Genomic DNA, 5376 nt, shown 5'->3' on the forward strand with positions numbered 1-5376 from the left:
CGTACATCGCCGGGTTGCTCGTGCTGCCGACGAGCACGCACCCGCTCCCCCGCGCCTCCAGCCTGCCCATGGACGGGCGCACCCACTCGGCGACCTCGGGCAGCGGGGCGTCGAAGCGGACCCTGGTGGGGAACTCCCAGCCCGTGCCCAGGTTCTCCTCCAGCACGGCCACCGGGTCCAGGTCCGCCGGGGGCCGGGACGGGGTTCGGGTCGGGGTGATCGCGCGGACGCGGTCGACGCGGTAGGTGCGGATCGCGTCGGCGTGGTGCGAGTGGCACAGCAGGTACCAGCGGCCGTGCCTGACGACGACCGCCCACGGGTCCACCTCGGTCTCCCAGCGGCGGCCCCCCGCGCTCTCGTAGGCGATGACCACCCGGTTGCCCTCGGCGATGGCGGTGACGAGGGCGCTGGTGGTGGCCGGGTCGACGGTGGCGCGCGACCGGTCGGGCGCGGTGGAGGCGTGCGCGCGCAGCGCCGCCGCCTGCCGCGCGACCTGCTCGGGCAGGGCCCGGATGACGCGGTCCAGCGCCGCGCCGACCGGGTCGCCCGCGCTGGTGGCGGTCGGGTGGCCGTCCAGGACGGCCATGACCAGGCCCAGCGCCTCGTCCTGGGTGAACGCGACCGGGGGCAGGCGCGCGCCGCGCCGGATGCGGTAGCCGCCGTGCGGGCCGCGCTCGGACTCGACCGGCACGCCCGCCTCGCGCAGGACGTCGACGTAGCGGCGGGCGGCCCGCTCGGTGACGCCGAGCCGGTCGGCGAGCTGCCGGGCGGTGGTCGTGCCGCGGAGCTGGAGCAGCTCCAGGGCGAGCAGCGCGCGAGCGGTGGGGCTGGTGTCGCTCGGCATCCGGCGAGGCTAGATCAACCCCTTCGGTGAACAGGAAGCAGATCGTCCGGAATCGCCCTTACGGTTCGGGCCGTAGTGCCGAAGGTCCACCGCTGTGAGGGGAACGCCGATGGATGTGCTGCTGATCGCCGGGCTGTGGTTGCACGGGTCCGCGTGGGACGAGGTCGCGGCCGAGCTGCGGGCGCTGGGGCACCGGCCGGTGCCGCTGGTGCTGCCCGGCCAGGGGATCGGGGACGGGACGGCCACGCTGGAGGACCAGGTGGCCGCGGTGGTGGCGGCCGTGGACGCGGCGGAGCGACCGCTGGTGGTGGGGCACTCGGCGGCGAGCAGCCTGGCCTGGCTGGCGGCGGACGCGCGGCCGGGCGCGGTGGCCGGGGCGGTGCTCGTCGGCGGGTTCCCCGTGGCCGACGGCGGGACCTACACCAGCGGGTTCGAGGTGCGGGACGGGGCGGTGCCGTTCCCCGGCTGGGACGTGTTCGAGGGGCCGGACAGCGCGGACCTGGACGCCGAGGCCCGGCGGGAGATCGAGGAGGGCGCGATCCCGGTGCCCGAGGGGGTGGCGCTGGGGGTGGTGCGGCTGCGCGACGAGCGGCGGTTCGCCGTGCCGGTCATGGTGGTGTGCCCGGAGTTCGGGGTGGACGACGCACGGAAGTGGATCGCGGACGGGGACGTGCCGGAACTGGCTCGGGCGCGGCGGGTGGAGTTCGTGGACGTCGACTCCGGGCACTGGCCGATGCGGACGCGGCCGGTGGAGCTGGCCCGGATCCTGGCCGAGGTCGCCGGGAGCAGCGGGAGTGCCGGGGACGCCGGGGACACCGGGAAGCGCTGAGCCGGTCCGGGGGCGGCGCGCGTCCCGCACGGGCCGAGGTCGGCGGTCCGGCTCAGCGGCGGAGGGCGGCGGCCCTGGTCAGCGGCGGAGGGCGGCGACCGGGGTCAGCGGCCTGGGTCAGCGGCCTGGGTCAGCGGCGGAGGGCGGTGAGCAGGCGCAGCGCGGTGGCCGCCACCGCCATCCTGCGCGGGCGGGAGAGCACGGCGGGGCGGGTGCGCAGGCAGCGGAGCAGGGCGTCCACGGCCTCGTCCACGGTGAGCAGCGCCGGTTTCGCCGGGGACTTCGCCATCTTGGTGTCGACGAAGCCGAACCGGACGCAGGTGACCGCCACCCCGGTGCCGCGCGCGGCCCCGGCCAGGCCGCGCAGGTACGAGGTCATGCCCGCCTTGGACGCGGCGTAGCCGGGCGCCTGCGGGGAGATCAGCGCGTCGGCGAGGCTGGACAGGCCGATCAGGTGACCGGAGCCCGCCGCGAGCATGTCGGGCAGCACGACCTCGGCGGTGCGGGCCAGGCCGAGGAGGTTGACCTCCAGGGCCCTGGTCTGCGGGGCCAGGTCGGGCAGCTCCAGGAGGTCGCCGACGCCCGCCGCGTACACGCACAGGTCCACGTGGCCGATCTCGGCGAGCAGGGCCGGGTAGCCGGGATCGGTGACGTCGCGGGTGTGGTGCGCGTAGGCGGGGTGCTCGACGGGAGCGGCTCGGCGGGACAGGCCGACCACCTGCCAACCGTCCGCGAGCAGCCTCCTGCTCAGCGCCAGGCCGATGCCGTCGCTGTTGCCGATCACGAGCGCGCGTGCCACAGGCGGCAGGGTAGCTGCCGCCACCGATGCTACCGGCGCTGTGCCCCCGATCACAGGGCGCGGCGGCGCGCGACTCGCGCGGTTCACCCGTGCGTGACATCACCCTGCCACGCGAGCGCCGGAGTGACGGCAGCGTTTCCGCAGCTTATCGGCTTGCCACCTAGCTCACACGGCGTTCGGCCGCCAGCTCTCTCACCCTTTGAGATGAACCCGGTTCACCCTTGTTCGCATACGAATTCGTATGCGAAGTTCCCCTCGGGCGGCTCGCCGTCCCCCGCCGTCCGTCGCGCACGGCTGGGTGTCCCGAGGAGGTCCGGCATGAACAACTTCTCCCCGTCCCGGCGGAGCTTCCTCCGCGCGACGGCCTTCGCGGGCCTCGCGGCGGGCCTGGCCGCCTGCGGCACGCCGGGCGGCTCGTCCCCGTCCTCGCCGTCGGGGGCCACGAAGCTGACGATGTTCCACTGGGCGGGCGCGCAGGGCACGGTGCCCAAGCAGGTCGGCGAGGCGTTCGCCAAGGCCAACGGCGTCGACCTGAGCTACATCGAGGGCACCAACGCCGACACCTTCCCCAAGCTGGTGTCGTCGGTGCAGATCAACCCGGACAACCCGCTGCTGAACCTCGGCTTCTTCAACCCGCAGAGCTTCGCCCAGGGCAGCGCCAGCGACCTGTGGCTGCCGGTGCCGGACTCGGTCACCAACGCCGACAAGGTCAACAGCGCCTACCGGATCGCCGACCGCAAGGGCGCGTACCTGGTCATGGACGCGATGGGCCTGGTGTACAGCAAGAAAGCCTTCCCGGACGGTCCGCCCAAGAGCTGGATGGAGCTGTTCGACAGCGCCCACAAGGGCAAGGTGACCACCTGGGACGCGCCGTCGTTCAGCGTCAACGCGCTCCCGGTGATCTCCAAGCTCAACGGCGGCAGCGAGGCGGACTTCCAGCCCGGCATCGACGTGTTCGGCCGGGCCGCGCGCGACGGCCAGTTCCGGGGCTTCATCTCCTCGCTGGACGCCCTGCGCCAGCAGCTGGTCTCCGGCGAGGTCGTGATCGCCCCCGGCTTCCAGGGCGTGGCCGAGCCGTGGATCAAGGCGGGCGACCCCATCGGGTTCGCGGTGCCCGAGGAGGGCGTGATGGCGTTCCCCGAGGGCTTCCAGATCGTCAAGGGCTCCACGGACGCGCAGGTGCAGGCCGCCGCGAAGCTGATGAACGACCTGTTCGACCCGGCGCGGGTGAGCGCGTACTGCGCCGCCACGGGCACGATCCCGCTGGTGGACGGCGCGACCCTGGCCCCCGAGCACGCCGACCGCCCGAGCTTCCAGCTGTCCACTGTGGAGGGTGCGATCAAGCTGGACTGGAACGCGCTGGTCGGCAGCCTCAAGGACGCCACGACCGCGTGGAACAACGACGTCAAGGCCAACATCTGACATGACGGGCGCCCCCATGGCAGCAACCCCGGAGTCCACGACCGCCAGCTCCGTCGAGATCACCGACGTCACCCGCCGCTTCGACGGCACGACCGTGCTGGACCGGGTGTCGCTGACGATCCCGGCGGGCACCTTCCACTGCCTGCTCGGCCCGTCCGGCTGCGGCAAGACGACGCTGCTGCGGATCGTCGCCGGGCTCGACGTCCCGGACGGCGGCAGGGTCGTCATCGGCGGCGTCGACCACACCCGCACGCCCGCGCACCGCAGGCCCACCAACCTGGTGTTCCAGAGCGGCGCGCTGTTCCCGCACCTGAGCGTGGCCGAGAACGTCGCGTTCGGGCTGCGCTCGGGCCCGGACCGGTTGCGGGACAAGGCCGAGGCGCGCAGGCGGGTGGGCGACATCCTGGACCTGGTGGCGATGACCGAGTTCGCGGGCCGCTCCCCCGCCACGCTCTCCGGCGGGCAGCGGCAGCGGGTCGCGATCGCCCGCTCGCTGGTGCTCAAGCCGGACGTGCTGCTGCTCGACGAGCCGCTGAGCGCGCTGGACCTGGCGCTGCAGCTGCGGATGCGGCGCGAGCTGCGCCGGTGGCAGCAGGAGACCGGCACGACGTTCGTGTGCGTGACGCACAACCAGGCCGAGGCGATGGAGATCGCCGACGAGATCGCGGTCATGAACCGGGGCCTGGTGGAGCAGAGCGGCAGCGCCCGCGAGCTGTACGCGGCGCCGCGCAGCCGGTTCGTCGCCGGGTTCATCGGCGAGAACAACGTGTTCGCCACCGACGGCTCGGCCGCCCCCGAGGTGGACGGGCTGCGGTTCGCGGGCGTGGACGCGGCCGGGTTCGACGCGCTGGCGGTGCGGCCCGAGTCGCTGCGCCTGGTCGAGCCGGACTCACCGGACGCGCGCGGCACGGGGCGCGTGAGCACCACCGGGTTCACCGGGCGCAGCCTGCGGGTCACCGTCGTCACGGGCGCCGGCCGGGAGCTGCTGGTCGAGCTGCCGCCGGGCGAGAGCTCGGCGCGGCCCGGCGAGCTGGTCGGCGTGGGCTTCGCGGCGGGCGACGTGCTGCGGCTGCGCGACGAGCCGGGTGCGGCCGGGTGAGCGCGCCCCGGCGGCGGCTGGCCGCGCTCCTGCTCGCGCCCGGCACCGCGTTCCTGGTGCTGGCGTTCTGCTCGATCGTCGCGCTCCTGGTGTCCTACAGCACCCGCACCGAGCAGACCAGCACCCTGTTCGCCCCGTTCGACCTGGGCACGTGGCGGGTGGCGCTGTCGGACGGCTACCTGTGGTCGGTGGTCGGGGTGACGATGCGGCTGGGTCTGACCGTGTCGCTGCTGACCGTGCTGATCGCCTACCCGCTGGCCTGGTGCGTGCACACGATGCGCCGCCCGTGGCAGGCGGCGGCGGTGCGGGTGGTGGTGGTCTCGCCGATCCTGGTGCGCGTGGTGGTGCGCAGCTACGTCTGGGCGATGCTGCTGCGGCCGGGC

General features: G+C 74.3%; 6 protein-coding genes. 4 read left to right on the forward strand and 2 right to left on the reverse strand.

Annotated elements, in window-relative coordinates; translation table 11 throughout:
- Positions 1–844 (reverse strand): helix-turn-helix transcriptional regulator (locus ACTUAL_RS15610; protein ID WP_440900768.1); only part of this gene is annotated, 844 nt, incomplete at its 3' end.
- Between the two features lie 109 nt (positions 845–953).
- Here ACTUAL_RS15610 and ACTUAL_RS15615 point away from each other — a divergent pair.
- Entirely contained in the window at positions 954–1673 is a 720-nt protein-coding gene (locus ACTUAL_RS15615) for an alpha/beta fold hydrolase (protein WP_440900769.1), read from the forward strand.
- Between the two features lie 130 nt (positions 1674–1803).
- Here ACTUAL_RS15615 and ACTUAL_RS15620 read toward each other — a convergent pair whose 3' ends face one another.
- Positions 1804–2472, reverse strand: coding sequence for an SDR family NAD(P)-dependent oxidoreductase (locus ACTUAL_RS15620; protein ID WP_440900770.1), 669 nt, complete (start codon positions 2470–2472; stop codon positions 1804–1806).
- 318 nt (positions 2473–2790) lie between these two features.
- On the opposite strand from ACTUAL_RS15620, the gene ACTUAL_RS15625 reads away from it, so the two are divergent.
- From ACTUAL_RS15625 to ACTUAL_RS15635, 3 genes are all read left to right on the forward strand, one after another.
- The gene (locus ACTUAL_RS15625) at positions 2791–3894 is read left to right on the forward strand and encodes an ABC transporter substrate-binding protein (protein ID WP_157767644.1); all 1104 of its coding nucleotides are present in this window, start codon (positions 2791–2793) and stop codon (positions 3892–3894) included.
- A 16-nt stretch (positions 3895–3910) separates the two neighbouring features.
- Positions 3911–4993 carry an ABC transporter ATP-binding protein gene (locus tag ACTUAL_RS15630; protein WP_177154655.1) on the forward strand — a complete coding sequence of 361 codons (1083 nt, stop codon included), beginning with the start codon at positions 3911–3913 and terminating at the stop codon, positions 4991–4993.
- Positions 4990–5376: hypothetical protein (locus ACTUAL_RS15635; protein ID WP_440900771.1), on the forward strand; the 387-nt coding region annotated here is incomplete at its 3' end. The genes ACTUAL_RS15630 and ACTUAL_RS15635, both read left to right, overlap by 4 nt.

This window comes from Actinosynnema sp. (assembly GCF_052038725.1).

Bases quoted from the DNA above. Each gene is read 5' to 3' on its own strand.
- ACTUAL_RS15615 (WP_440900769.1), top strand. From the start codon at position 954: ATGGATGTGCTGCTGATCGCCGGGCTGTGGTTGCACGGGTCCGCGTGG.
- ACTUAL_RS15625 (WP_157767644.1), top strand. From the start codon at position 2,791: ATGAACAACTTCTCCCCGTCCCGGCGGAGCTTCCTCCGCGCGACGGCC.
- ACTUAL_RS15630 (WP_177154655.1), top strand. From the start codon at position 3,911: ATGGCAGCAACCCCGGAGTCCACGACCGCCAGCTCCGTCGAGATCACC.